The 24,520-nt window shown below is 40.1% G+C and carries 24 protein-coding genes and 1 pseudogene; 7 read left to right on the top strand and 18 right to left on the bottom strand.

Annotation, left to right across the window (positions count from 1 at the left end; translation table 11 throughout):
- Window positions 1-92 precede the first annotated feature (92 nt).
- Together ilvN and O1D97_RS08790 are read right to left on the bottom strand one after the other, a co-directional pair.
- A complete protein-coding gene (gene ilvN, locus O1D97_RS08795; RefSeq protein WP_269124766.1) occupies window positions 93-584 on the bottom strand; it encodes an acetolactate synthase small subunit in 492 nt (163 codons plus the stop codon).
- Between the two features lies 1 nt (window position 585).
- Window positions 586-2,304 (bottom strand): acetolactate synthase 3 large subunit, encoded by a 1,719-nt coding sequence (locus O1D97_RS08790; protein WP_269124764.1) that lies wholly within the window; start codon window positions 2,302-2,304, stop codon window positions 586-588.
- 423 nt (window positions 2,305-2,727) lie between these two features.
- On the opposite strand from O1D97_RS08790, the gene O1D97_RS08785 reads away from it, so the two are divergent.
- Together O1D97_RS08785 and queG are read left to right on the top strand one after the other, a co-directional pair.
- Window positions 2,728-2,988, top strand: coding sequence for a hypothetical protein (locus O1D97_RS08785; RefSeq protein ID WP_269124762.1), 261 nt, complete (start codon window positions 2,728-2,730; stop codon window positions 2,986-2,988).
- Between the two features lie 132 nt (window positions 2,989-3,120).
- Complete coding sequence (gene queG / locus O1D97_RS08780; RefSeq protein ID WP_269124760.1) at window positions 3,121-4,176, top strand: tRNA epoxyqueuosine(34) reductase QueG; 1,056 nt, start codon at window positions 3,121-3,123, stop codon at window positions 4,174-4,176.
- A 15-nt stretch (window positions 4,177-4,191) separates the two neighbouring features.
- Here the strand turns inward: queG and O1D97_RS08775 are convergent, their stop codons facing one another.
- Window positions 4,192-5,052: an acyl-CoA thioesterase gene (locus tag O1D97_RS08775; protein ID WP_269124758.1), complete on the bottom strand. Its 861-nt coding sequence runs from the start codon at window positions 5,050-5,052 to the stop codon at window positions 4,192-4,194.
- Window positions 5,053-5,213: 161 nt separating this feature from the next.
- Here O1D97_RS08775 and moaA point away from each other — a divergent pair, with 161 nt between their 5' ends.
- The 4 genes from moaA to O1D97_RS08755 are packed head-to-tail and all read left to right on the top strand — an operon-like array spanning window position 5,214 to window position 8,508.
- Window positions 5,214-6,239 carry a GTP 3',8-cyclase MoaA gene (gene moaA / locus O1D97_RS08770; protein WP_269124756.1) on the top strand — a complete coding sequence of 342 codons (1,026 nt, stop codon included), beginning with the start codon at window positions 5,214-5,216 and terminating at the stop codon, window positions 6,237-6,239.
- 15 nt (window positions 6,240-6,254) lie between these two features.
- Window positions 6,255-6,779 (top strand): molybdenum cofactor biosynthesis protein B, encoded by a 525-nt coding sequence (gene moaB / locus O1D97_RS08765; protein ID WP_269124755.1) that lies wholly within the window; start codon window positions 6,255-6,257, stop codon window positions 6,777-6,779.
- Window positions 6,780-6,820: 41 nt separating this feature from the next.
- A complete protein-coding gene (locus O1D97_RS08760; protein WP_269124753.1) occupies window positions 6,821-8,026 on the top strand; it encodes a molybdopterin molybdotransferase MoeA in 1,206 nt (401 codons plus the stop codon).
- A gap of 53 nt (window positions 8,027-8,079) precedes the next feature.
- Window positions 8,080-8,508, top strand: coding sequence for a hypothetical protein (locus tag O1D97_RS08755; RefSeq protein ID WP_269124751.1), 429 nt, complete (start codon window positions 8,080-8,082; stop codon window positions 8,506-8,508).
- Between the two features lie 65 nt (window positions 8,509-8,573).
- On the opposite strand, the gene O1D97_RS08750 is transcribed toward O1D97_RS08755, so the two are convergent.
- Entirely contained in the window at window positions 8,574-9,482 is a 909-nt protein-coding gene (locus O1D97_RS08750) for a LysR family transcriptional regulator (protein ID WP_269124749.1), read from the bottom strand.
- A 31-nt stretch (window positions 9,483-9,513) separates the two neighbouring features.
- Window positions 9,514-10,434 carry a phosphoserine phosphatase SerB gene (gene serB, locus O1D97_RS08745; RefSeq protein ID WP_269124740.1) on the bottom strand — a complete coding sequence of 307 codons (921 nt, stop codon included), beginning with the start codon at window positions 10,432-10,434 and terminating at the stop codon, window positions 9,514-9,516.
- 143 nt (window positions 10,435-10,577) lie between these two features.
- Between serB and O1D97_RS08740 the strand changes: the two genes are divergently transcribed.
- Window positions 10,578-12,044, top strand: a complete 1,467-nt coding sequence (locus O1D97_RS08740) for an AhpA/YtjB family protein (protein WP_269124738.1) — start codon at window positions 10,578-10,580, stop codon at window positions 12,042-12,044.
- Window positions 12,045-12,082: 38 nt separating this feature from the next.
- Here O1D97_RS08740 and rpoS read toward each other — a convergent pair whose 3' ends face one another.
- The 13 genes and pseudogenes from rpoS to O1D97_RS08675 all read right to left on the bottom strand — a co-directional run bounded on the left by rpoS (window position 12,083) and on the right by O1D97_RS08675 (window position 24,386).
- Window positions 12,083-13,075: an RNA polymerase sigma factor RpoS gene (gene rpoS / locus O1D97_RS08735; RefSeq protein WP_269124736.1), complete on the bottom strand. Its 993-nt coding sequence runs from the start codon at window positions 13,073-13,075 to the stop codon at window positions 12,083-12,085.
- Window positions 13,076-13,107: 32 nt separating this feature from the next.
- Window positions 13,108-13,953 carry a peptidoglycan DD-metalloendopeptidase family protein gene (locus tag O1D97_RS08730; RefSeq protein ID WP_269124734.1) on the bottom strand — a complete coding sequence of 282 codons (846 nt, stop codon included), beginning with the start codon at window positions 13,951-13,953 and terminating at the stop codon, window positions 13,108-13,110.
- A 44-nt stretch (window positions 13,954-13,997) separates the two neighbouring features.
- On the bottom strand, window positions 13,998-14,915 hold the full coding sequence (locus O1D97_RS08725; RefSeq protein WP_269124732.1) for a DUF368 domain-containing protein: 918 nt from the start codon (window positions 14,913-14,915) through the stop codon (window positions 13,998-14,000).
- Window positions 14,908-15,570 carry a protein-L-isoaspartate(D-aspartate) O-methyltransferase gene (locus tag O1D97_RS08720; protein ID WP_269124730.1) on the bottom strand — a complete coding sequence of 221 codons (663 nt, stop codon included), beginning with the start codon at window positions 15,568-15,570 and terminating at the stop codon, window positions 14,908-14,910. The genes O1D97_RS08725 and O1D97_RS08720 overlap by 8 nt, the downstream gene beginning before the upstream one ends.
- Window positions 15,567-16,313 carry a 5'/3'-nucleotidase SurE gene (surE, locus tag O1D97_RS08715; protein WP_269124830.1) on the bottom strand — a complete coding sequence of 249 codons (747 nt, stop codon included), beginning with the start codon at window positions 16,311-16,313 and terminating at the stop codon, window positions 15,567-15,569. The genes O1D97_RS08720 and surE overlap by 4 nt, the downstream gene beginning before the upstream one ends.
- The gene (truD, locus tag O1D97_RS08710) at window positions 16,291-17,385 is read right to left on the bottom strand and encodes a tRNA pseudouridine(13) synthase TruD (protein WP_269124729.1); all 1,095 of its coding nucleotides are present in this window, start codon (window positions 17,383-17,385) and stop codon (window positions 16,291-16,293) included. Before truD ends, surE begins: the two co-directional genes overlap by 23 nt.
- A gap of 75 nt (window positions 17,386-17,460) precedes the next feature.
- A pseudogene (gene ispF, locus O1D97_RS08705) lies at window positions 17,461-17,942 on the bottom strand (2-C-methyl-D-erythritol 2,4-cyclodiphosphate synthase).
- A gap of 88 nt (window positions 17,943-18,030) precedes the next feature.
- Window positions 18,031-18,738 (bottom strand): 2-C-methyl-D-erythritol 4-phosphate cytidylyltransferase, encoded by a 708-nt coding sequence (gene ispD, locus O1D97_RS08700; protein ID WP_269124726.1) that lies wholly within the window; start codon window positions 18,736-18,738, stop codon window positions 18,031-18,033.
- Window positions 18,735-19,010 (bottom strand): septum formation initiator family protein, encoded by a 276-nt coding sequence (locus O1D97_RS08695; RefSeq protein WP_269124724.1) that lies wholly within the window; start codon window positions 19,008-19,010, stop codon window positions 18,735-18,737. The genes ispD and O1D97_RS08695 overlap by 4 nt, the downstream gene beginning before the upstream one ends.
- Window positions 19,011-19,123: 113 nt before the next feature.
- Window positions 19,124-20,419, bottom strand: a complete 1,296-nt coding sequence (gene eno / locus O1D97_RS08690; protein WP_269124722.1) for a phosphopyruvate hydratase — start codon at window positions 20,417-20,419, stop codon at window positions 19,124-19,126.
- A gap of 63 nt (window positions 20,420-20,482) precedes the next feature.
- Window positions 20,483-22,117: a CTP synthase gene (pyrG, locus tag O1D97_RS08685; RefSeq protein ID WP_269124720.1), complete on the bottom strand. Its 1,635-nt coding sequence runs from the start codon at window positions 22,115-22,117 to the stop codon at window positions 20,483-20,485.
- A gap of 327 nt (window positions 22,118-22,444) precedes the next feature.
- On the bottom strand, window positions 22,445-23,716 hold the full coding sequence (locus O1D97_RS08680) for a DEAD/DEAH box helicase (RefSeq protein WP_269124718.1): 1,272 nt from the start codon (window positions 23,714-23,716) through the stop codon (window positions 22,445-22,447).
- A gap of 301 nt (window positions 23,717-24,017) precedes the next feature.
- Window positions 24,018-24,386: a MazG nucleotide pyrophosphohydrolase domain-containing protein gene (locus O1D97_RS08675; RefSeq protein ID WP_269124717.1), complete on the bottom strand. Its 369-nt coding sequence runs from the start codon at window positions 24,384-24,386 to the stop codon at window positions 24,018-24,020.
- Window positions 24,387-24,520 lie beyond the last annotated feature (134 nt).

Raw genomic sequence — 24,520 nt, 5'->3', positions numbered from 1 at the left:
GCTTTACGGACTAAAAATCAAAAAAACCGTATAGACATTAAAAATATCTATACGGTTTCAAAGTAAATCCCTTGAAAATAAGACTAAGTCATTTAAACACTTAGTACCTTTTCTCCACGAGCAATACCAGAGACGCCGGTACGAACAACTTCAAGCAAATGAACTGAACCCAATGCTTGTAAAAAACCATCCAACTTGTCAGATTCACCCACTATTTGAACCGTATAGATAGAAGGCGACATATCGACAATGTTACCTCTAAATATATCAACCGTTCTTTTTACTTCTGCACGTTGAGCGCCAGTAGCACGAACTTTTACTAACATAAGCTCACGTTCGATATGCTGGCCTTCAGTCAAATCCACTAATTTAATAACATCAATTAGTTTATTCAGTTGCTTAGTAATTTGCTCTACAACTTGATCAGAACCAAATGTGGTTAATGTCAATCGAGACAATGTAGGGTCATCCGTCGTCGCAACGTTTAACGATTCTATGTTGAAGTTACGCTGAGAAAACAAACCTACGACTCTCGACAAAGCACCCGGTTCGTTTTCCATTAAAACTGAGATTATATGTCGCATATTAGGTTCGCTCCGTCTTGCTCAAGAACATATCACGCATAGCTCCACGAGGAACCTGCATAGGATAAACATGCTCTTCTGGGTCTACAAAACAATTAATAAATACCAGCTGATCTTTCATAGCAAACGCTTCTGCCATTTTTTCATCAAGCTCATCCTTCGTCGCTATCTCAACATACTTATGTTGGTATGCGTCCATCAGCTTAGCGAAGTCAGGTAATGAATCCATAAAGGAATTAGAATGACGTCCTTCATAATTCATGTCTTGCCATTGGCGAACCATTCCTAAATAACCATTATTTAGACACAGTATTTTAACGGGTAAGCCATATTGCAAACAGGTAGAAAGCTCTTGAATATTCATCTGAATACTGCCTTCACCGGTTACACAAACAACGTCACTCTCTGGAAAATTCAGTTTCACACCCATAGCGGCTGGTAGACCAAAGCCCATGGTTCCAAGCCCACCAGAATTAATCCAACGATTTGGTTTATCAAACTTATAATACTGAGCCGTAAACATTTGATGCTGACCTACATCGGATGCTACATAGGCATCTCCATTGGTTGCTCTCCAACATGCTTCAATCGCCGCTTGCGGTTTGATTTTATCGCTGCTGGTATCGTAACGACCACCATGAACTAAACGCCACTCATTGATCTGCTTCCACCAATTGGCATTATTTGCTGCATCAGGTTTCTTTTCTGACTCTTTAACAAGTGAAAGCATTTCAGTTAAGACTTGATCAACTGGACCAACAATAGGTACATCCGCACGAATTGTTTTAGAAATCGAAGCCGGATCAATGTCAATATGAACAATACGAGCACTTGGACAGAATTTATCAGGATCATTTGTCACTCGGTCATCGAAGCGAGCTCCAATACACACAATCAGATCACTGTGATGCATGGTCATATTGGCTTCATAGCTGCCGTGCATGCCTAACATACCAACAAACTGCTCGTCTGTTGCTGGATAAGCACCTAACCCCATTAACGTATTAGTGACAGGGAAGTTCAAGGTTTTAGCCAACTCGATCAATAACTCAGAAGCACCACCTAAAATCACACCACCGCCCGTATAAAACACAGGCCGTTTGGCAGCAAGAATCAAGTCAACGGCTTTTTTAATTTGACCACTGTGACCCTTTGTTGGAGGGGTATAAGAACGTAAAGAAACCGATTTAGGATAAGCATATTCGTGCTTGTCATTCGGCATCGTCATGTCTTTTGGAATGTCCACAACCACAGGTCCTGGACGACCAGAAGACGCGATATAATACGCTTTCTTCAAGACACCTGGAATTTCTGATGGGTGTTTAATTGTAAAACTGTGCTTCACTATCGGACGAGACACACCAATCATATCTGTTTCTTGAAAAGCATCTTCCCCGATCAAATAACTCATTACCTGACCACAAATGATTACCATTGGAATTGAATCCATGTAAGCCGTTGCGATACCTGTAATAGTGTTAGTTGCTCCAGGTCCAGAAGTAACGAGCACGGTACCTGGTTTCCCCGTTGCACGAGCATAACCATCAGCCATATGTGTAGCCGCTTGCTCATGTCTTACTAGAATATGCTTAACATCAGATTGACGGTGCAATGCATCATAAATATGCAATGCGGCTCCGCCAGGATAACCATATATAAATTCAACTCCCTCATCTTTGAGGAAGCGGGCGATCATTTCACCACCGGATAATAACTCCACCTTTTGATACCCTCTATATTTTATCTTTATGCTTATGTCATGTATGCGTATTGTAACCGCATCAGCTAACTAGATAAAAGTTGATTAGACAAAGTTTGCACAAGATATGCAGACATATGTAATTATTTGATTAATTAACGCAAAATAATTTCAGTTTTTATACTGTACGCGTCTTTTCGCGAGAGATAACACAAACAGAGAATCAATGTCGGTGTTACATAATTTGAAGAAAGACAAACTTTCTTTAGATAGGCTGTTGGCCTAAAGCAGGGTTTCCAGCAAGGGTGTTAGCTGAAAGTATGAACCGATTCTCACAAAATTAGGGCTTGCTTGTCAACATTTTTTATCTTCACTGCATTCAACTATTGCTCTTAACAAGCCTTCGTGGTGAGATACGCCTATAATTGTTATAAGGAGTCTAAAATGGCAAGTGAATTAAACCAACAACGTATTATTGATGAATTTTTACGCTGTTTTCGTAAAATGTTGATGGAACCAGAACTTTCTGCGGAATTGGTTCGTATTGCAAAAGAACATATCAATGACAAAGATGCTTTTCATACAATTGCGATGGAAGTGTCAAACCAAACCACATTGAAAATTCCTGAAGAAATGACGGAAGCCGATAAAATGTTTATAAAAGCATTAATCGATGTCGTCAAAGGCGACTCTATGTTGTATTAATTCCAAAACGCCTAGCAAACCTATTTTGTTAGGCGTTTTGCTACGTGTTATTTTGCCTCCCTTTTCCCACCTTCTTATTTTCTTACCCAAACGCTTATGATTTCAGACTCTGCAGAAAAAAACGCCTTTGTTATGTCACCCGAATCACTTGAATCACTCTCATTAAATATTAAGCAATGGGCTACAGAGTTCGGTTTCGCAGAAGCGAAAATCACCGGCATTGATCACAGCCACCACCAAGAAAATTTTGATAAATGGATCGCTGAAGGCTATCAAGGCACCATGTCTTATCTTGAGAACCATGGAGACATGAGATTTAAAGCGGATTTGCTCCACCCAGGTACCCGCAGAATCATTTCCTTAAGGATGCATTATTTACCGCAATCGGTAGAAACGGTTAAACGTTTAAAAACAACAGACAAAGCGTATATTGCACGTTATGCATTAGGACGCGATTACCATAAACTCATTCGCAAGCGACTGACTCAGCTGGCTAAACGCATTCAAGAAGAAATTGGAGAACATGGATATCGCGCCTTTGTTGATAGTGCCCCAATTCTCGAAAGGCAAGTTGCAGAAGAAGCAGGCATGGGGTGGGTTGGAAAAAACACTTTATTGTTAACACCTAAGGCTGGCAGTTGGTTTTTATTAGGCGAAATATTTACCAATCTGCCGCTGCCTATTGATCCACCTCAAGTCACAAAACATTGCGGCAGCTGCTCAGCCTGTTTAGATCTATGTCCAACCAATGCCTTCGTTGCACCTTGGGTCTTAGACGCCAGAAAATGCATATCCTATTTAACCATTGAATACGACGGCAGTATTCCTGAAGAGCTCAGAGAAAAAATGGGAAACCGGATTTTTGGTTGTGATGACTGTCAATTAGTGTGCCCATGGACAAAATACGTCAAACACACTGAAGAAGAAGACTTTCAACCTCGCCATAATTTAGACAGTGCCGACCTCACTGAACTGTTTCTTTGGGATGAAGCCTCATTTTTGAAAAAGACCGAAGGTTCTCCTATACGGCGTACTGGCTATACTAATTGGTTAAGAAATATAGCCATTGCCTTAGGTAATGCAAACACCTCTGAAACAATTATCGACGCGTTAAAACAACGTCAACATCATGAATCAGAGATAGTCAAAGAACACGTTCACTGGGCGTTAAAGAGACATAATCAATAAAGCAATTATTCACCTTTATTTGTGTCGGTAGCGGATCAATCCTTCTTGAGCCGTTGAGGCAACTAAGCGCCCTGCTTTATCAAATATTTGACCTCTCACAAATCCCCTAGCATTACTCGCAGATGGGCTATCGGCCACATACAATAACCACTCATCTAACCGAAAGGGGCGATGGAACCAAATAGCATGATCTAAACTGGCAATATTTAAGTATGGATTCCCAATTGAAATACCGTGAGGCATAAGTGCCGTCGATAAAAATCCGTAGTCTGTGGTGTAAGCCAACATAGATTGATGCACCAAGTCGTCATCAGGTAACGGGGCAATGCTTTTAATCCACATATGGCTTTTGGCTATGCCATGACGCGGTCGAAATGGGTTTTGATTTTCTACAACACGGCATTCAATCGGTCTTTCTGAAAGAAAAAGCGCCCTTAACTTGGCAGGAAGTTCATCGGCATGCTGCTGATAGAGACTCAACTCTGATTCAAAAACATCAGGCCCTGGCACACTAGGCATAGGGTCAAAATGCTCAAATCCCGTTTCTTCTATATGAAAAGAAGCCGTCATCGACAAAATGCTTTTGCCCTCTTGTCTTGCACTGATATGTCGAACACTAAAGCTGCCACCATCACGAACTCGTTCAACTTCATATTCTATTGGCAAACTGGCATTACCAGGGCGAAGGAAATAGCAATGCAAAGAATGAGGGGCCCTATTTTCAACTGTTTGATGTGCCGCACTCAAAGCTTGACCAACAACTTGACCACCAAAAAGCTTAGGAAAACCTAAATCCTGGCTTCTCCCTAAAAACACATTTTCACTCGTCTGTTCCAATTTTAATAATGAAATCAGATTTTCAACAACTTTGCTCACGATCACTCCTTATTGGAATAGGGGTTCATGCTTGTTTAAATTGAGCGTTCACTACACAAACTCAATCAATAGGAAACATTATTACATTGAATTAACTTGCATTGACCCAATAATGTAAATAATGGCATTCATTTTTGCATATTCAAATGTAATTTGCTTTTATGGATAATATTCTTCACGAGGTAATTTCTTTGAATCCTGCAAACCTTATTGACCCATTTGGTCGTCACATAGATTATGTCCGCATTTCAGTCACTGATCGATGTGATTTTCGCTGCACCTACTGCATGGATGAAGAAGTCAGTTTTTTGCCGCGTAAAGACATTCTTTCTTTAGAAGAAATTGTTAAAGTTGCCCAGTCTTTTATCAAATTAGGTAGTAAAAAAATACGAATTACCGGAGGAGAGCCTCTTGTTCGGAAAAATATTCTTTGGGCATTGGATAAAATAAGTCACTCTCCGGGTTTAGAGGAACTGACCTTAACAACAAATGGTTCGCAACTAAAAAAGATGTCAAAAGATCTTTTCAATGTTGGCGTGTCACGAATAAATGTCAGCTTAGATACACTTAAGCCAGCGCAGTTTGAACGTATGACCCGTAGAGATAAGTTCCATCAAGTCGTAGAAGGCATTGATGAGATGGGGTTATACAACTTTAAACGTAATAAAATTAACAGTGTTATTTTAAAACACCAAAATGATGATGAAATAATTGATCTGGCACAATTCGCGCTACAACGAAATATGGATATTAGCTTTATAGAAGAAATGCCGCTTGGTGTCATCACAGACCACGATAGAGCCGCTGCCTATATGTCCAGTGACGACGTGATTGCCACCTTGAAGAAGCACTTAGTTTTAACGCCAAGTAGCTTAAAGACAGGGGGACCGACAAGCTATTTTGATGTAGAAAATCATTCAGGGCATATTGGCGTGATTTCCCCTCATAGTCATAACTTTTGCTCTACTTGCAATCGGGTTCGATTAACCGCGGAAGGTCGACTATTACTTTGCTTAGGCAATGAGCACTCTATGGATTTAAAACCCTATCTACGTGCTCCAGACGAACACAAGATTACCTTAGAAGACGCTATCGTAGAAGCACTAGCATTAAAACCAGAGAAACATCACTTTAATTTAAATGAAGAGCCCCAAATTTTGCGCTTTATGAGTGCCACTGGCGGTTAACAACTGGATAAAATCATGACAAAAGCACGTTCTCCATTCAGACCTCTTAATATTGCCGTTCTCACTGTGTCAGATACCCGCAGTTTAGCAGAAGACACATCCGGTGAAGCACTGGTTTCTATGCTCACCGAAGCTGGCCACCAGCTAATTAAAAGAGAATTAGTTAAAGATGATATTTATGACATGCGCTCTGTCGTATCCCAATGGATTGCAAACCAAGAAGTTCATGTTGTATTAATTACGGGAGGAACGGGGTTTTATTCTAGAGACAGTACACCAGAGGCTATGACTCCCCTTTTCGACAAAAATATCGAAGGATTTGGTGAGTTATTTAGACAAATTTCTTATGATGAAATTGGCACCTCAACCATTCAATCCCGAGCTGTTGCAGGCTTAGCCAATCGCACACTGATTTTTTGTTTACCAGGATCGACCAACGCTTGCACAACGGCTTGGAACAAAATTCTATCGAAGCAGTTAGATGCAACTTGCCGCCCTTGTAATTTCGTCGAAATGCTTTTGGGCCCTTATCGCGCTTAAAACCTTATATTCTACGCACACTCTCAATGGAAGATAAAACCATGTCTCACCCTCCCATGATGCCCTTTGAAGAGGCGCTGCTTGCTATTGAGAGCGCCAGTCCCTGCTTAGTAGAAAAAGAGTCATTGCCTCTTAACCAAGCATTAGAACGAGTACTAGCCATTGATGTGATTGCTGATATTAACATCCCTCCTGCCGACAATAGTGCCATGGATGGTTACGCCCTTTGCTCCGATGATTGGCAAGACAAGCGTTTATTTTCCGTGAGTCAGCGTATTCCTGCAGGCATTGCTCCAGACACACTCCAACCAGGCACTTGTGCTCGTATCTTTACAGGAGCCATGATTCCTAAAGGCGCTGATACTGTCATTATGCAAGAAAATGCACATATAGACGCATCAGGCAAGGTATCCTTTAGCCATATAGGTTCAAAAGGAGACAATGTTAGGAAGGCTGGTCAAGATGTTACCAAAGGGCAAATAGTGCTAACAAAAGGAATAAGATTAAAGCCACAACATATCGGCATGTTAGCAAGTTTAGGTATTGAACAAGTCTACTGCTATGAAAAACTCAAAATAGGTATATTAACCACAGGAGACGAACTTGTTCCTCCTGCTGCTGACCGTCTTGAAATTGGACAAATCTATAATAGTAATAGCGCCATGCTGGTTAGTTTAATTCAAAGCTTAGGCCATAGCATACCGCATGTCTTACACGCAAAAGATAACATCATTGAAACAGAGAATGCACTCCAAGCACTGTCTCGTGAATGCGATCTGATTTTATCCAGTGGCGGTGTTTCTGTCGGAGAAGAGGACCACGTTAAGCAAGTTATCGAGCAAAACGGCTCGCTCAACCTTTGGAAAGTGGCCATAAAACCAGGGAAGCCCATTGTATTTGGCCGAGTCTTTGAAACCCCTTTTATTGGATTACCCGGAAACCCTAGTTCAACCCTTGTAACCTTCCATTGGTTTGCTCGGACCGCCATACTGGCCCACTCTGGAGAACGGTATAAACGACCGACTCGCTTTAAAGTTCAAACAGACGCTAGACGCAGCAAAGCCATAGCAAGAGATGAGTTTATTCGAGCGTCTCTTACTGAACAAAACAAAGCTCAACCCCATGCACAGCAAAGCTCTGGCGCACTATTCGCCTCTTGCGTGTGTGATGGTTACTTACACATACCAGCAAAGCATACCATTGAAGAAAATCTCACTTACGATTTTTACCCATTCTCTAGTTTCTAAACTACACTGTCTTTATGTATTCACTAATCTAGACAACGAAAGGAAGGAACTCAATGAGAAATAAAGAATGGGAACAAGCGCTCTTAGAGCATCAACACGCTATGATTAAGCGTTTAGATACCTTTCGTAAACAAAAGAAGAAAGAACTTATTAACCAAGATGAAAAAATGGTTATTGAGCATTCATTTCAATTACTGGTTGCGTCCATGTTAGATTTAGCAAAATACATTCTACAAAATCATTACCAAATAGACGTTAGCTCAAGAAAAGAAGTCTTAAACCACCTGCTAGAAAATAAAGACATCACCTTTGAGCAAGGTGAACAAATGAAAGTGTTAATTGAATTACGAGAACAAATACTGTTTGATTATCTAGATGAAAACTTTAGTCATCTTGAAAATGCCATGGATTTAAGGCGTTATAGTTTAGTTGAGATGTTAACCAAAGAATGGATTACTCAGCTATCAAGTACCCAGCAATGAAAATGCAGTTCAACAATCCATTACGGGGCTTTAATAGCTGGCATAACCATTTAAGTCTCTAAAGTTTAAATAAAAGCTTTTTGGATTATTTCTCTTAGCCATTGATGCCCTGGATCAAATTCATGCCTCTCATGCCAGATCATTGAATAATCAAACTCTTTTGTTTCAAAAGGTAAATCATAGACAGCAAGATTCGAATGCATTGATATGATATCTGAAGCAAATAGCTTAGGAACCGTTAACAGTAGATCGCTGCTCTCAACAACTCGGACGGCGGGAACAAAGTTAGGTAACTGCACAGCAATATGACGATGATGACCCATTTTAGCTAATATCCTATCAACGGCCGCCAATTCTCTTTTTCCAAGAACCACTTGAGCATGATGTAAATTAACATAAGATTCTAAAGTTAATTTACCCTCTAATTGCTCATGATTTGCTCGGGCAATACACACCATCTTATCGGTATCTAACTTGACGGATCGCACACTGTTTGGTGGTTCTTTTGATAACACAGCAACAGCAATGTCAATTTCATTGGAATCTAATTCAAAAGACGTTTCTTCATGCCAGTTCTTCACTTCCAGAACGGCGTTCGGTGCCGAGTGACGAAAGTTATCCAATACTTTAGGTAATACGGTTAATACCCCAAAATCCGTTGTCGATAAAGAGAAACGTCGGCTTGAAGTCAATGGTGCAAATTCTGGTGGTTGAATTAAATTTTCCAACCCTTTCAAAATATCTGTCAAGAAAGGCGCTAGGCTCTCAGTCCTTGCTGTTAGCGAAAGCCCGTGAGAGGTCCTAACAAAAAGAGGGTCGCCAAACACCTCTCTTAAACGAGCTAACGATCGGCTAACAGCGGGTTGGCTCACATTTAAACGTTGGGCTGCTTTAGTCACATTCAGTTCATCAATCAGCACTTGAAGTATATACAACAAATTCAAATCGACTTCTGATAACTTTATTTCCTGCAAGAACTCTCTCCTTTAGGTTAAATTAACCCATTCATAAATTTGTAATGGCTCGAATGTCTGATGTAGTCATCCCTAATAAATACAAAATACCATCTAAGCCTAAGGCACTCATTGGATGGGGCGCGTCTTTTCTCACTAAAGGTTTCGCATGTAGTGCAACACCTAAAGTAGCACTATTCAACATGAGTAAATCATTCGCACCGTCACCACAAGCAATAGTCTGATCCCAAGGCAATTCATTTTTTGAAACAATATCTTCCAGAAGTTGCCTTTTACGAGAAGCATCAACAATTGGTCCAAGGTGTTTGCCCGTCAATTTGCCATTTTCTATTTCTAAGACATTGGCATGCACTTCAGAAATGCCATATTCTTTAGCAATACGATCAGCAAAATAAGTAAATCCACCAGATAATATCGCTGTATGCCAATGAAAATGGTTTAACACCTTCATTAATACGGCAATTCCATCCATATGAATGATTCTCTTATAAACCCCATCCATCACATCACTGCTCAGCCCTTCTAGCAAAGCCAGACGCTGGACAAAACTTTCTATAAAATCGATTTCTCCACGCATAGCACTGGCCGTAACTTTTGAGATTTTTTCACCAATTCCAAAATCAACAGCAAGTTCATCCATTACCTCTGCTTTTATCAAAGTTGAATCCATATCAAATACCGCAACGCCTGGTTTTGTTATATCTATAGACTTTGATTGATATACATGATCAATATTCGTACTATCTGATAACGATAGCAAGTACTCTTGGATGTCTGTTAATTTAGATTCGGGAAAAGGTTGAGTTAAATTATAGCGCACAACATCATAAGAGTCTGAATCATCTGTTAATGTTTGTTTATTAACAAATAGATTTCCTTTTTTTATCCATGCTTCAAACCCTTCTAAATAAGGTAAAGTAATAGACCCAATTAATGTGATACTAGCTGACATAATGTTCCCCTTATTTAAATTAGATGCATTGTATCAAATATACGAATTTTATCTAAGTGCACGTTTATACTAAAGATTCTATTTTATAGCCGATATAAAAGGGATATTAAGCACTTAAAATCAAGTTGCAGGAAATACCTTAAATGGAAACAACCAAAACATCTCAGCGTTTTTTGTACTTTTGTCGTCGTCATCTCAGCGCAACAATGATGATGATCATCACATTTGCTTCTTTAGTGGTTTTAACTGTTGTCTTATTTTGGTATGCATTAACCAATGCTTTAGATAGCTACCTTTCCCAACAGACAGAAGTTCTTGGCAGCAGTTTAGCAACACAAGCCGCGTTTAACGCCACACAATCGATTTTAAATAATGACCTTCTTAGCTTAAATGTCCTCCTGACTCGATTAGTCATTGATGACAACATCATTAGCGCACGGGTATTTAATAAGCAAGATGAACTACTTGCCGAAGCCAACAGTGGTAACGTAAAAGGCTTTGTCCAAGGAACCGAGATTAGACCAGATGAGGCTCAACTTGTTTACAGTTCAAGCGTAAAGTTTCGTAATGAAGTTGTTGGACATGTACTCATCACTTTAGACAGAACCTCTTCCCAGAAAACGCTTGCAGACATCAAAAAATTATTAATAAGCATCGCTATCTTTATTTGTGCTCTTGCCGTTTGCATCATTTTCTTTTTTAGTCGCTGGTTATTTGCCCCTATCAATAAAATTACCGATGTTCTTGAGGCCTTATCCCACAAACATAAAGATGCCCATATACCAACTACCTTCTATCTAGAAGCATTTCAATTAGCAGAAGCAACCAAGTCAGCACAATCTACTGATTGGCAAAAAGAAGACGATGAAACCGCCCAAGCAGACATACCTCAATACGAAATAGACTTTGATGAAATTTTGCATGAGCAAAGTCAAAGAAGCTGTGCTTTATTCTTTGAAATACGCAATTTAGAAGAATGGCACGAAAACATGCAGCCTCTACAGGTCGCTAATTTACTGACGCCAATTTATAGAGCCTTATTTCAGGCAAGTGAATCCTTCCTTGGGCAGGTTCATCAATATGAAGGTCATTCAGCCATCATTTTTTACACAGCACAGAATTCCGGTAATAACTTATATACCAATGCCGTTTGTACCGCTGAAGTCTTTTTAGGAGTAGTCAAAGAACTTTTAAAAACAGATATGTATGAAAATACCCCGACTATACATTTTCATATTAGTTTGCATCAAGGCAACCCACATGTGAACGAAATAATTCAAGACAACGCATTTTATGCCGACAGAATACAGCCATTAATTCATCAGATGATGGAGTTTAAACGCTCTGAAAGCATTGATTCATTACTGCTAAGCGAAGAAATATTCACCTTGCCAGATATTCAAAACAAAGTATTTTCAGGATTACCAGAAATCTTAGGGGAAGGAGAAGAGGAAACCATGGTGTATACGGTAAAAGGTATTTCAGAGAAGTTAAATCTAAAAATACGCCCCAATATCGAGAGTATTAACACAACGCACCAACAAGAAAATGCAACATTAAATAACGAGGATCCAGACGAAGACTATTTGAATATTACAGCATCAAGGTAAGGGCAATGTCATTCATACCCTTACCTTGATAAATTTAACTAAATTTCTTCAACATGCAAGACATCGCTTAATGTTAAGCCTTGCTTATCCAACATCACTCTTAGCCTTTTAAGCGCCTCCACTTGAATCTGTCTTACCCTTTCACGAGTTAAACCAATTTCAGCACCTACATCTTCTAATGTACTCGCTTCAAAACCTCTCAACCCAAATCGACGAGAAATAACCTCTCTCTGTTTTTCATTTAAGCTGTCTAGCCATGTTTCAATGTTTTGCAACACATCGCTAGTCTGACGATCACTTTCTGGACCAACATGCTGAGTGTCAGCCAATATTTCTACTAGACTCTTATCTGAATCCATTCCCCCCATAGGAGAATCAATAGAGCTCATTCTTTCGTTCAACTTCAGCATTTTCTGAACCCCCTCTACAGGGCAATCCAGTAAATCGGCTATCTCTTCAGGAGTAGGCTCATGATCCAGTTTCTGGGTCAGCTCACGGGCCGCTCTAAGGTATACATTTAACTCTTTAACTACATGAATAGGTAATCTGATCGTTCTTGTCTGATTCATGATGGCACGTTCTATGGTTTGTCGTATCCACCAAGTCGCGTACGTTGAAAACCTAAAGCCTCTTTCAGGATCAAATTTTTCAACGGCTCTAATTAACCCCAGGTTGCCTTCCTCAATAAGATCCAGTAGAGAAAGACCTCTATTTAAGTAACGACGAGAGATTTTTACAACCAGTCTTAAGTTACTCTCAATCATCCTTTTACGAGAAGCTTCATCCCCTTTCAAGGCTTTGCGAGAAAAATAAACCTCTTCCTCCGCTGTTAGTAAGGGGGAGAAGCCTATTTCATTAAGGTACAGTTGCGTAACATCAATATTTTTTCCACTGTCCTCAGATGAATAACGAGAACTCACGGCTAAATCAAACTCAGCATCTTCTTCTAATACATCCAAATCGGCTTTTAGATCACATACTTCCTCATTATTTGACAACGTTTTTTGGTTATCTCGATCAAGCGTTTTCATAAGTACCTCCTTAGTCTTCCAAGCCATAATGCCTACTGGTCTGGTAGCACTGTTAATGGATCTATCGGTTGGCCATCACGACGAATTTCAAAATGCAATAATGGCCTTTCTTCACCCTTCCCTCCGATAATTGCCAGAGAATCCCCTGCTTTTACAACTTGCTGTTCTTTCACTAAAATACTTTGGTTATAAGCGTACGCACTTAGATATTCTTCACTGTGTTTAACAATAACTAAGTTACCATACCCTATCAATCCATTACCTGAATATACAACAACACCATCTTCCGCGGCACGTACTGGCTTGCCTATATTACTTTTTATATCTATACCTTTACTACTAACGCCAGCATTTGAAAAGCCTCTTACCACAAAACCTTTAATAGGCCAGCGCCAATTAAGGGTACTTTTATTAGGTATCGTACTTTTAGAAATGTTTTTTGTAGGGGGGTTCACTTTTGGCTTCGTCACCCTCTTAACAACTTGGCTTGGTTTTTTAATCGAGGCAACGGGCTTTTTCGTTTGTACTTTCGGTGAACTGTTCGCTATTTTGGTCGTATTACTCGATACCTTTAAGCGAATTTTTTGCTGAGGGTAAATCACATAAGGAGAGGGTATTCGATTCGTTTGAGCTAACTTTCTATAGTCAATACCATAACGAAATGCGATAGAGAACAAGGTATCACCCTTTTTTACTCGATAGTAACCACTTTTTGGTATGGATGAAACTTGCGTATTATTTGACGAAGACGAACCGCCTCCATTTTGATAATGAAAACTATCCGATGCGCAACCTGATAACAGCAGCAAAGCAAAAGCCGTAACGATGAGGTCACGTATCTTCATTAAATTTTTACATTGCAAATTTGCAAATAACAAACGCCCCCCTAAAGAACGTAACTAGAAGTAGACCTTTTGTCTCTCTATTTAACTTTTGGTAAAAATATGTAATTAATGAGAAAGACACCTATTAAGCCAGCAAACATACAGATAATTGGTAATACCAAATCCGTTACAATATGATAGTTTTCTAAGTGCCACGGCAGTATTAATGATTCAACGGCAGATACTTTTTTGTCACCCACTTGCAACCATTCTTGAGTTTCTTTCCATGGCCACACCTTAATTAAAGCCCCTAACATGACGCCTGTTAAACTGGCAAGAGTGATTGATTTATAGCCTGTCAGTAGCCATTTCAATAGTTTTGAAAAGCTCATCAAACCTAAGAATGCCCCTACTACAAAAATTATAATAACATCTAACTGCATTGATTTTATTGACGTTATGATTGTTTCATACATTCCCATCAACAAGAGTAAAAAGCTTCCAGATATCCCTGGCAAGATCATGGCACAAATAGCGATCATTCCAGAAAAGAAAACCATCCCATAAGTCACATCAAACTGCATAGGAACCAAAACGGAAGCAAGAACACCAAGACAAGCCCCCAATACAAAAAAGACAACGACTTGACGATTCACCACATGGATTTGTTTGAGCAATAACACGGACGAAGCTAAGATCAAGCCAAAAAAGAAACTCCATAAATAGGTCGGATATGCACTTAACCAATAGGTAATGACTTGAGCAAACAAAATAATACTCGTAACAATCCCAGCACCTAACACCAATAAAAAACCGAGGTCGAAATGGTGCCAAATACCTTTAACGTCTCGTTTACACAGCATGGTTAAACTGGTTTTATCCACCCCACTCAAAGCACCAATTAAACGATCATAGATACCTAAAATAAAGGCCATTGTTCCACCTGACACTCCAGGTACAACATCCGCCATTCCCATTAATACACCACAGAAATACACCTTTAACCAACTAATCACGTACTAAACCTTCTAACATTGGAACAAACTGAGCCGGAGTGTCATCTAAACGTTTCCATTGATCATTACATTTCTGCCAACAGCCTATCATGGGTTCAGGCTGATCTAAGGGCATAATTAAAATGCCTTTCTCTTTTAAACAATCTGTTAATGCTAAGGGCACCTTATTTGCCATCGCCGTTACAATAATAGCATCAACGCTTAATGAGGTTGGCCAACCCAAATGACCATCCCCATGGAGAAATTCAACATTCTGTATGCCCATTGATGACAGCCTTTTTTGAGACTTTTCAAATAGACTCTGCTGCCTTTCAATAGTATGAACTTTATTAAAAAAGTGTGACAAGATACAAGTTTGATATCCAGAACCAGTACCGACTTCAAGAACTCGCCCCAAACGAGCATATTGCAATAACCATTGAGTCATCTGTGCCACCGTAAGCGGTTGACTGATGGTTTGATTTTTACCTATAGGCAATGGTGTGGCAGAATACGCCAGATGAGAAAATGCAGGCTCTACAAAGTCATGCCTAGGTATAGACAACATCAATTGTAACAAAGCTTCATGATGAATGCCTTTTTGCTGCAACTCTAAAATCATATTAGACGCTTTAGCATTAGAGTGCGTAAGCTTATGCAGATGCTCCATTGTCATAAAAGTACCTTAGCGGTCCATTTCTCTAGGGACGACATGACTTGATAACAAGTCATGTCAATATGAAGCGGCGTGATGGATACATAGCCATTTTCAACCGCCCAAAAATCAGTGCCTTCGCTACCATCATGAGGCTCTGATAATTCACCAATCCAAAAACTGGATATTCCTCTGGGGTGTTCTGCTGAAATGGCTGGCTGAGGACTCTTTCGATAACCTAGACGAGTAATCTTAATCCCTTTAAGTTGATCGTACGGAAGATCAGGAACATTAACATTGAGCAATACCCCTTTAGGCAAAGACAAGGTGTGACTGTCTTTTAAGAGCTCATCTAGTATCTGTGCAGCCGTATCAAAGCACCTAGTGCCGTGTAACGATATAGCGATAGAGGACCGCCCTAAATGACGAGCCTCCATAGCCGCCGCAACCGTGCCCGAATAAATAACATCGTCACCTAAGTTTGGTCCATGATTGATTCCAGACACTACTAGGTCAAATGATCCACTAATCACCTCAGATAAAGCCAAATTCACACAGTCAGCTGGTGTACCATCCACACTGTATTCATTCTCTCTGATTTGCTTAGACTGTATTGGCCTAGATAAAGTAAGCGAATTACTTGCACCACTGCGGTTTCTATCTGGTGCTACCACTACACAAGAATATGACAACGCCAATTTACGATAAAGAGTTTGAATCCCTAGCGCATCAATACCATCATCATTTGCTATCAATACTCGCATCATGCTTCTCTGTTGAACAATCATTAATATCTACTATTTCACGCAATACACTGGTTGCAAACGCGCCTTTTGGAAGAGAAAACTGCATTAAAATCTCGGGGTACTCTGAATCTTTGTTAAACAGTTCCCATTCCATATTATTGGGACTTAATCGAGTAACCCTACTGTCCCTAGACAAATCCAGATTCAACAAACCTTCAACGATCGTTTCACTACCAGCAAGAGATTGGCGCATCATCTGAGCTCTTTTTTCACTCGTACCATCTTGCCAACCTTTACTTATTAACGGCAGCACAGGTTGAATCTTCATTGTCATTTGGCGTAACAGTAATCCAGGCGTTAAACTCTTTATACGAAACTGAGTAGAACTATGAGCTTCTTGAGCAATATCACCAATAAAAACACTATTCCAACACCGGCTCTCTATTTGATCGCTCAATGCCTGATTAAAACACCAAGAGCGCATAGCGGATAGCCAAAAAGACTCTGTTTTACTTAATCTTTTCTTTCCTTTACGGCCAGCCTCAAGCCAACGCAAGCCATTTTCTAGGTTGTTTCCTTGAATACCAAATCTCTGTGCACCATAATAGTTTGGCACCCCCGCCATTTTCACCAACGAAAGCCTATTTTCTAACTCAATGAGGTCCCCTTTAAGAGACCGTATACGAATAATAAAACGGTTCTCAATATGCGTTCCGACTCTTAGTTTTTTCGAATGTCGGGCAACTTCGATTACCCTTACTTGCTCATTGTCCCTAAAACCATGAGACAGATCTGAAAAATCAATGTCTTTACCTAACAGATGCAAACAAAACCACTGGCGAGTGCATGCATGTCGATCTTTAACGCCACTATAAGTCACTTTACTCGGATCAATGTCGGCATAACTGGCTAAGCGCTTCGCCAAATAATCGGTATTTACACCCACTTTTTCAATGAAAACAAAAACAAACTCTCCCTGCCCATCAGGCACGAAACCTAACACTTCCTCTACAAAGAAATCTTGTGGGGTTGTTTTCAAATTCCCAGTCAGAGTGGGTTTTGACCATGCATAATGCCAAACTGTATTCATGTATTTGTAAGCCTAAATAGGAGGTATGGAGATAGAAATAACAGACAGTATAGGAAACATACAGGCCATTAAACATTATTGAGAAAAAATAAGCGCCACGGCTTCTACCGCAATACCTTCTTTGCGTCCCGTAAACCCAAGTTTTTCAGTCGTTGTAGCTTTAACATTCACCTGGTTAAGGGTAACCTCTAAATCTTCAGAGATGTTACGGCGCATGCTTTCAATATAAGGGCTCATTTTCGGCACTTGGGCAATAATAGTAATATCAACATTGCCAACATAAAACTGTTGCGCTCTTAGCAACCCAATCACATGACGCAGCAGAACCCGACTATCCGCACCGGCAAACTCAGGGGAAGTGTCCGGAAAGTGCTTACCTATGTCTCCAAGAGCCGCCGCGCCTAATAAGGCATCCGCTAAAGCATGTAAGGCTACATCACCATCGGAGTGAGCAATAAGGCCTTTTTCATAGGGAATAGTGACCCCCCTATAACAATATGATCGCCTTCACCAAACTTATGAACATCAAAACCATGACCAATTCTAAATGGCAACATACTGACTTTTCTCCTAACTAATGGATCACGTTGTGCGGATCATCTTTTACATTGATTCAGTGGCTTTTATTCATTGAGATATTTCAAACTATTGAAGTGGTTCATGCATTAGCAAAGCATTAGCAATAACTAAATCAATAGGTAGAGTAATTTTGAAGTTACGCGTATCCCCTTCAATTAACGCTGGTTGATAACCAGATAACTCCATGGCTGAGCTTTCATCCGTAACCTCAACACCTTGGGATTTAGCGTAATCGATTGCATCGATTAGGGTTTTGATCATGAACTTTTGAGGCGTTTGAGCCTGCCAAATAAGGTTACGATCAATGGTTTTTTCGACACAAGAAGGCTTCGAGGTTTCAAGACTCTGCTTAATCGTATCTTTTGCAGGTATAGCCAAAATCCCACCACAGGGGTTAGTATTCGCAAGCAAGTCATCAATAGATTGATGAGCAATTAAAGGTCTAGCCGCATCATGAACTAAAACGAAATCATTCTTTAATCCAAGTTGGTTTGATAGGTAATCCAGCCCTAACCTAACGGTATCGGCACGTTCCACACCACCCACAAAGGTTTTTATTTTTTCATGACCAAACCAAATCGAGTCAGGCCAATAAGAATCTTCAGATCCTAACCCAAGTAAAACCCCAGCTATTTTGTTATGAGATAGTAATTGACCCAGTGTGCAATCTAAAACCGTATTGGCACCGAGTGGTAAATATTGTTTTGGCGTGTTGGATTGCATTCTTTTTCCAACACCCGCGGCTGGAACGACTACCCAAATACAAGCACTCATTGATCTACTATCCGATAAAACACTTCACCTTCTTTGATGTATTGAAGCTCTGTTCTTACTCGTTCTTCTATCGCATCCTTTCCTTTACGTAAATTCTCAACCTGAGCTCGCAAAGCGTCATTTCGTTGTGAAAGCCTTTGATTTTGATTTTCTTGATATTGTATTTGCTTAGCAAGCGCTTCTTGACGCTTGATACCTTGCTCTCCATAAATTAACTGGTAGCTTAAATATCCAAAAACACCTAAAAAAATCAGAAACACAGGACGCCACATAATCTTCTCAAAAACATCACATTTACGTTACTTTATATAACTCAATAGTACTGAATTACTCAAACAAAAAAAGGGAGAACACACGTTCTCCCTTTAAAAGTAAGCCTAATGGATTAAGCTTGACCTTTAATCTCAGACAAACCATTGTATGCAACGCTTGAACCTAATTGCTCTTCAATACGTAGTAATTGATTGTATTTAGAAACACGATCAGAACGGCATAATGAACCCGTTTTAATCTGTCCGGCGGCAGTACCAACCGCTAAATCTGCAATGGTTGAATCTTCTGTCTCACCAGAACGATGAGAAATAACCGCTGTATAACCTGCCGCTTTCGCCATGCGAATCGCTTCAAGAGTTTCTGTCAAAGACCCAATTTGATTAAATTTAATCAAGATTGAGTTTGCAATACCTTCATCAATACCACGCTTTAAAATTTTCGTATTAGTAACAAATAAATCATCACCAACTAATTGAATTTTATCACCGAGTATTTTTGTTTGGTAAGCAAAGCCTTCCCAATCTGACTCATTCAAGCCATCTTCAATAGACACAATAGGATACTGTTCACAAAGATCCGCTAAGTAATCAGAAAAACCTTCTGAAGAGAACACTTTACCTTCACCTTTTAAATTATACTGGCCGTCTTCATAAAATTCAGATGCCGCACAGTCCATCGCTAATGTAATGTCTTTACCTAACTCATAACCCGCGTTAGCAACGGCTTCTTTAATAACCGCTAGCGCTTCTGCATTGGAAGCAAGGTTTGGCGCAAAACCACCTTCATCACCCACCGCTGTACTTAAACCACGATCGCTTAATACTTTTTTCAACGCATGGAAAATCTCAGCGCCGTAGCGTAATGCTTCACGGAAATTTGGTGCGCCAACAGGTTGAATCATAAACTCTTGGATATCAACGTTATTATCAGCATGCTCACCACCATTGATGATGTTCATCATAGGTACAGGCATAGAATAGACACCAGAAGTCCCATTTATGTCAGCAATATGCGCATATAAAGGCACTTTTTTAGAAACAGCCGCCGCTTTTGCCGCCGCAAGAGACACCGCTAGAATGGCATTCGCACCAAAAGTGGATTTATTTTCAGTTCCATCTAAATCAATCATGATTTTATCTAATTCAGCTTGAGCCAATGCATCTTTTCCAAGCAAGGCGTCACGAATTGGACCATTAACAGCAGCAACCGCTTTTAGTACGCCTTTACCTAAATAACGGCTTTTATCTCCGTCACGTAACTCAAGCGCTTCACGTGAACCAGTAGACGCACCAGAAGGAGCACAAGCCGAACCAAAAGAACCGTCAGCTAAAATAACATCGGCTTCAACAGTAGGGTTACCACGGGAATCAAGAACTTCTCTCGCTTTGATATCAACAATCTGACTCATAACACACCTTTTAATAAATTAAACTTTTAAGAATGAATACTATTCGTGCTTAGTTTGTTCAAACTACTTTTCTTTGCCAGCATATTTTAATGCCGCATGAACAAACGCACTGAATAATCCATGACCATAACGAGGTGATGAAGTAAATTCAGGATGGAACTGGCAAGCTACAAACCAAGGGTGATCTTTAATCTCAACCATTTCCACCAAAGAGTTATCAGCAGAACGACCTGAGATCGTTAAACCTGCCTCTTCAAGTTCTGAAAGATAATAGTTATTTACTTCATAACGATGACGATGACGTTCACTCACAACTGCTTTACCATACGCTTGGTGGGCTTTTGACCCTTCTAGCAAATTACAGTTTTGAGCACCTAGGCGCATCGTGCCACCTAGATCGGACTCCTCTGACCGGATCTCTTTGGAACCCTCTGCATTAGTCCATTCTGTAATTAGACCAATAACTGGGTTCTCTGCTTTAAGATTAAACTCTGTGCTGTGTGCGCCAGGAAGGTTCGCTACATTTCGAGCAAACTCAATCACGGCTACTTGCATACCTAAGCAAATACCTAAATATGGAATTTTGTTTTCACGTGCGTATTGTGCCGTTAGAATTTTACCTTCCACACCGCGTTCACCGAAACCACCAGGAACCAGAATGGCATCCATCCCCTTAAGCACCTCAGTGCCATTGGTTTCAATACTTTCTGAATCAATGTAGTGCAGCTTTACTTTTGTGCGTGCATGAATTCCAGCATGATCCATTGCTTCGATTAACGATTTATAGGCATCCAAAAGCTCCATATATTTACCCACCATAGCAATATTTACTTGCTTCTCAGGGTTCAATTTTGCTTTAGCCACTTTATTCCAAATAGTGATATCTGGAATACCGCAATCAAGATTAAAGCGCTCAACAATTAAGCTGTCCAAACCTTGTTCATTCAAAATGGCTGGGATGCTGTAAATAGTTTCGGCGTCAGGCAGTGAAATGACCGCACGCTCATCAACACTGGTAAATAAGGAGATTTTCTTACGTTCAGGTGCTTCAATTGCCACTTCAGAACGACAAATCAAAATATCAGGTTGAATACCAATTGAGCGCAGTTCTTTTACTGAGTGCTGAGTAGGCTTGGTCTTGGTTTCACCTGCAGTACGAATATAAGGTACTAACGTTAAGTGCATAAACATTGCACGATGAGAGCCCAACTCTACTTTTAATTGGCGAACCGCTTCTAAGAAAGGTTGGGATTCAATATCCCCCACGGTGCCACCAATTTCAACCAAAGCAACATCAGCACCTTCCGCACCAATTAGCACACGACGTTTAATTTCGTCAGTAATATGAGGAATAACCTGAACCGTACCGCCTAGATAATCACCACGGCGCTCTTTCTTCAATACATGCTGGTAAACACGACCGGTTGTAAAGTTATTACGCTTACTCATTTTAGTCGAGATGAAACGTTCATAGTGACCAAGATCAAGATCCGTTTCCGCACCGTCATCGGTCACAAAAACTTCACCATGTTGAAAAGGACTCATTGTCCCTGGATCAACGTTGATATAAGGATCCAATTTAAGCATGGTCACTTTTAAACCACGGGATTCAAGAATTGCAGCAAGAGAGGCAGCCGTTAAGCCTTTGCCAAGAGAAGAAACTACGCCGCCAGTGACGAAAATATATCGTGTCGCCATGAGTGTTAAACCCGCCTTAAATTGAATGTTCGTATGAGTATGAATAGCACAACAAAGTGTGCATTAGGACGGGAGAAAATAGTAACATTTGATGACCATTCACTCAATGTAAAAATCCACCCGCCTATGTGATCTTGATTTCCTCACCGATAGTATAAAACGCCTTAAGTGAAAGAAATTCGCTGATTACAGACCATCAGCATACTACTTAACCCCCAAGACTTTTTAGTGACAGTAAGTTCTTTCTTCTGTTTGAGGGCCGTTACACTCAGCAATTAAATCCGTAAATCAACAAACAGAGCCCAAGCCTCTTTTTTATGTCCGCGTTTAACCCTCAAAGCCCATATTACTTGAAGCTTTATTTTTACGTTTTTTCTTACCACTGCCTTCAGGTTTAGCCATTGGCTTATCGACTGCAATCGCGACGTCTTCATTTGCTTCAAAGCCTTCTATTTGTTCTCGCTCAAGCCAAATTTTGTGCTTTTTCTCAATCACTTTGAAATGATGATAATCTTCATGGTCTATAAGTGAAATCGCCAATCCAACTTCCCCGGCACGACCACTTCGTCCAATACGATGCATGTAGTCAGCAGGACTTCTTGGTAAATCAAAATTAATGACAACAGGCAGTTTTTCGATGTCCAAACCACGAGCGGCAATGTCGGTAGCAATTAATACATCGACTTCACCGTTTTTAAAACCGTCTAATACACGACTGCGAGCGCCTTGAGCCTTATCTCCGTGAAACACTTCCGCTGTAATCCCTCGTTTCAACAGTTTATCTGCTAAATGATTACAGCTATTTTTAGAATTCACAAAAATCAACGCTTGTCGCCATTGATATTGTTTAACTAAGTGCTCTAAGACAGCGGTTTTCTGACCTTTATTGACCGTAAACACACGCTGCACCAAGGTACTGGCATCAGCACTTTGCACTTGTATTTCAATAGGATTATTAAGCAATTCTTGGGTTAACGTTTTCACTTGTTCTGGAAAGGTGGCAGAAAATAATAAGACTTGTTTTTTCTTCGGCATTAGCGCCAAGAGTTCAGCGATCTCATCGGCAAAACCTAGACTTAACATGCGGTCCGCTTCATCCAGAACTAGAGTTTTCACCTTATCTAATTTAACGGCGTTACTGGAAATCAAATCCAGCAATCGACCCGGTGTTGCCACTAAAATATCGGTACCACCACGTAAGGCAAGCATTTGAGTATTAACCGAAACACCACCAAAAACGGCTAGGATTTTAATTGCGCCATTAAAATGAACCGCATAAGACTTAATGCTGTCCGCTACCTGTTTCGCAAGCTCTCGAGTAGGCACTAAAATCAATCGGCTAACATAGTTACCTTTGCCATTTTTTTCAGCTAAAGACATATCAGACTGTAAGTGCTGTAAGAGAGGTAACGCAAAAGCCGCTGTTTTACCTGAACCGGTATTCGCACCTGCGATGAGATCATGTCCTGCTAAGACACTGGGGATGGCTTGTGACTGTATCGGTGTTGGCTGCTGATAATCCAACTCAGTTAATCGGGCTAACAAGGGAGAAATAAGGCCGAGTTCAGTGAAATTGACAGGAATGGTAACATTGGTCATTTATATAGGGCTCAAAGCTAGGAAAATAACCCTCTATGATAGCGCATTTTTACAAACCTAAGTGAATTAAATTATGGTAGACGCCCTACTGGGCCTTGTCTATTGTGTTTTGATACGGTAATAGGCTTAGTAAAAAATCACTTACTGTCGCAAACTGATTTTATTCGCTTCTTCCCCTAATCATAATGATCAACTCATCCTTGAGTTTGCTCTTCTTTTTAGACAGTGGTCATATAAGTACCAATAAAGTGATGGACACCTCATAACGGCATGGGAGGTTACACTTGTTACGGAAAGTGAGCTATGTATTAGATTGATATTCCTTTTCTAGGGATGCTTTTTGCTTCTCTTTAATGTTTGACCAAGTATCACCTGATTCGATGGCCGATATTCTTTCTTCATACTTTTGACAAGCTCGCGCTATAACCTCTCTAGCATTAACTCCTCTTTCTTTTTCTAAAGCGACCAAGGCATTAAGGTAATCCCAAAGAACATCGCCTAACTCATCTTCTAAATAACACTTCCGAGATTTAGGCATTTCCTCTAAGACTTCATCTACTTCATTTTTAATTTCAACCAGATAAGTCTCTGAGCCACTTGACCATTTGTTGCTATCATCAAACGTTGATTTACGCTTTGCTATCCTAAGCAATTTATCAAACTCATTCATACAACCCCACCTAAAAAGCACAACACGTTATAAATTAAAGAGATCGTTAATGCTCTAATTGAGTCAATCATCACACTAAAACAAGAAATCAAAGACACCCAACTGTGAAAATTCAATAACATGATGGGGTCTGT

It is taken from the genome of Marinomonas phaeophyticola (assembly GCF_026966905.1).
Taxonomy (GTDB): domain Bacteria; phylum Pseudomonadota; class Gammaproteobacteria; order Pseudomonadales; family Marinomonadaceae; genus Marinomonas; species Marinomonas phaeophyticola.
Note: the sequence above shows the minus strand (reverse complement) of the source record. Positions and strands in the feature narration are given on the sequence as shown.

Coding starts and splice junctions, on each gene's coding strand:
- ilvN (WP_269124766.1), bottom strand. CDS start 584: ATGCGACATATAATCTCAGTTTTAATGGAAAACGAACCGGGTGCTTTG.
- O1D97_RS08785 (WP_269124762.1), top strand. CDS start 2,728: ATGGCAAGTGAATTAAACCAACAACGTATTATTGATGAATTTTTACGC.
- queG (WP_269124760.1), top strand. CDS start 3,121: ATGTCACCCGAATCACTTGAATCACTCTCATTAAATATTAAGCAATGG.
- moaA (WP_269124756.1), top strand. CDS start 5,214: ATGGATAATATTCTTCACGAGGTAATTTCTTTGAATCCTGCAAACCTT.
- moaB (WP_269124755.1), top strand. CDS start 6,255: ATGACAAAAGCACGTTCTCCATTCAGACCTCTTAATATTGCCGTTCTC.
- O1D97_RS08760 (WP_269124753.1), top strand. CDS start 6,821: ATGTCTCACCCTCCCATGATGCCCTTTGAAGAGGCGCTGCTTGCTATT.
- O1D97_RS08755 (WP_269124751.1), top strand. CDS start 8,080: ATGAGAAATAAAGAATGGGAACAAGCGCTCTTAGAGCATCAACACGCT.
- serB (WP_269124740.1), bottom strand. CDS start 10,434: ATGTCAGCTAGTATCACATTAATTGGGTCTATTACTTTACCTTATTTA.
- O1D97_RS08740 (WP_269124738.1), top strand. CDS start 10,578: ATGGAAACAACCAAAACATCTCAGCGTTTTTTGTACTTTTGTCGTCGT.
- rpoS (WP_269124736.1), bottom strand. CDS start 13,075: ATGAAAACGCTTGATCGAGATAACCAAAAAACGTTGTCAAATAATGAG.
- O1D97_RS08720 (WP_269124730.1), bottom strand. CDS start 15,570: ATGACAATGGAGCATCTGCATAAGCTTACGCACTCTAATGCTAAAGCG.
- surE (WP_269124830.1), bottom strand. CDS start 16,313: ATGCGAGTATTGATAGCAAATGATGATGGTATTGATGCGCTAGGGATT.
- truD (WP_269124729.1), bottom strand. CDS start 17,385: ATGAATACAGTTTGGCATTATGCATGGTCAAAACCCACTCTGACTGGG.
- ispD (WP_269124726.1), bottom strand. CDS start 18,738: ATGAGTGCTTGTATTTGGGTAGTCGTTCCAGCCGCGGGTGTTGGAAAA.
- O1D97_RS08695 (WP_269124724.1), bottom strand. CDS start 19,010: ATGTGGCGTCCTGTGTTTCTGATTTTTTTAGGTGTTTTTGGATATTTA.
- eno (WP_269124722.1), bottom strand. CDS start 20,419: ATGAGTCAGATTGTTGATATCAAAGCGAGAGAAGTTCTTGATTCCCGT.
- pyrG (WP_269124720.1), bottom strand. CDS start 22,117: ATGGCGACACGATATATTTTCGTCACTGGCGGCGTAGTTTCTTCTCTT.
- O1D97_RS08680 (WP_269124718.1), bottom strand. CDS start 23,716: ATGACCAATGTTACCATTCCTGTCAATTTCACTGAACTCGGCCTTATT.
- O1D97_RS08675 (WP_269124717.1), bottom strand. CDS start 24,386: ATGAATGAGTTTGATAAATTGCTTAGGATAGCAAAGCGTAAATCAACG.